Annotated in this window: 1 protein-coding gene; it reads right to left on the reverse strand. The window is 37.9% G+C overall.

The features are described 5' to 3' along the window. A partial coding sequence (locus ACJML3_RS02735; RefSeq protein ID WP_406020392.1) for a type IV secretory system conjugative DNA transfer family protein occupies positions 1-2,261 on the reverse strand: 2,261 nt, incomplete at its 3' end. Positions 2,262-2,344: the final 83 nt, after the last annotated feature.

Here is a 2,344-nt window from a genome sequence, read left to right on the forward strand (position 1 = left end):
TTGATACTGTCAAGATCTTCTGGTATTTCATCAGACTCTTTAATCGAGCTAAAACCAAATTTAGCTAGAACGTCTGCAGCTTGAACCTGTTTGTATTCTTCAGAAACTAAAAGTCCTTTTTGTGAATTTGAATTTTCATCCACTGTAAATTCTTGCATGAGGGACAGAGTTTCTTGCTCATCTTCACTAAGATCACTCTGCTCTAAAACCTCATCCAAAGTTTCATCATCAGGGGATGACTCAAAAAAGTCAGAAAGCATTCTCTTTTTAGAATCCTCAGACGTTCCACCATAATTCATCTTAAGTTCAGGAATACCTAGCTTGTTAAGAGGTGAACTTTGCTTAACAAGTGATATAACATCAACCAGCTTATTTTCTGGGATCTGATCTAATCGACTGATTATTTCATCTTGACTTGGAACATCGTTTTTACCTATTTGATCAAGATCTGCAGATTCATTTTCTGATTCACTTGTATTAGAAAGGATCTTGGCACCTGCTTTTGTGCTCTGCATGAACTTTTCAAGATCAACTAATGGAATTTCTGGGATCTGCCAATCAACACGAGCTGTAAAAATTGGATCTTCAAAATATTTGATTTTTCCGCATCTAATAGGCTTAGTGTGTTCAAGTGACACGATCTCTTCCCACATATCCATCTCTTTTAATTCTTGAGGAAGCATCAAAGCTCTCTTTTGATCTGAGGTTGAGTCTGAGCGTGAGCCCTGCTTGCCAAAAGAACGAGAATGAGAAGTATTTTTAACAGTCTGATATCCCAGCATTTCAGAATATTCATTAGCATCAGATTGCACTACAGGTGACGGTGCATACATAATCATCAAGGCATGGTTAGACATCAGAGTTAAAGCACCAGGCTTACCATAAACATCTTCTAACTGAGATTTGTTCTGAATAATTGTCAGAACTCTCATGTTATAGCCAGCCTGATATGAAATAGACTGAGCAATCTGATTGATTTTTCCTGCTGCTGTAAACTCATCTAAAATCATCAGGCACTGATATTTAAGTGATTTGTCCTGTTGAGGCAGTGTCTTTGTATTCAAATTAATGAGCTGATCAAAGAAAAGATTGATGATGTTCTTAGCCTCAGCAAGCTTATTAGGAGTAATGCCTACGTATATGGTCATTCTCTTTTTACGAACATCTCTTAAATCAAAATCATTGGCACTGGTTGCAGCATCTACACGAGCATTAGCCCATGGCATTAAAGGAACCTGCATTGAACCTTTAACACCTGCAAAGGTGTTATCAGATAAGGTGCATACACGGCTAATTGCTGCAACACATTCATCAGAATATGGCCTACCTTCTGCTTTTGCCTTTTCAATCATCTCATTAAGATGCTCTGGAAGAGCTTTTCCATAGCCAGATGACTGTCTGAACACTTCTCCTAAAGTATGAGGAATGCCTGGAGTTTCTAAAACAAGCATTGTTATGCCACGAAACAGATCTTTTGCCTGTTCATCGAAAAACTTATCTTTAGAGTTTGGATTGTTGTAAAAAGCCTGAGCAATTGAGTCTATATCGCCAATTCTATCTACGGGATCAGAGCTTACATAGCCTAAAGGGTTGTACCTATGTGTTCTCATAGGTGCAGGTTTACCTTCCTGTCTTTCTGATTCACATTCATCATATGGAGCAAAGAGGTAAACTTCCTGACCACTTTTTGCTCTAAATCCTGCTGTTTTATTGAAATTTTCAAGCTTAATATCAAGAACAACAAGAGAATCACTGTAATTAAGACAATTTGGGATAACTACGCCTACGCCTTTTCCTGAGCGTGCTGGAGCAGCTAACATCACAAACTGATAACCGCCATAACATAAATATTCGTTTCGGCCGTGTTCTTTATACTGGCCAACCAAAATTGTCTTATCATAGCTGTCACGAGCAACAAGTCCTGCTTTTTTAATCTCCATGTAAGTTGCAAAACGTGCATCTCCATGCAACGCACGAGGCTTGTATTTAGTGATGTAAAAGAGAACTGCAATACCTGCACTTACTAAAAAAGGAAATGCAGCACAGAAGATCACTGTTAGCCTTACAGATTTTACAGGTGAATTTTTATAGATAGGAAAGTATCTAAAAGCTGTAAAAGGTCCAGCCTTTTCTAAAGGCAATCCGTTTAAGTGCATTAAAAGAAGAGAGCCTACATAACATAGTGCTATAAAGCCAATAATCACCAATACTGGGACTACATACATCATGTTAAGCTTAAATTTCTTTTTTGGCTGTCCCATTTAATACTCCTTAAACTTTGATTCAGGGTCATACCACAATTCAGTGATATGACGACCTAAGCCGTTCTGTTTGTCGTTATGAA

It is taken from the genome of Succinivibrio sp. (assembly GCF_045124615.1).
Lineage (GTDB): Bacteria > Pseudomonadota > Gammaproteobacteria > Enterobacterales > Succinivibrionaceae > Succinivibrio > Succinivibrio faecicola.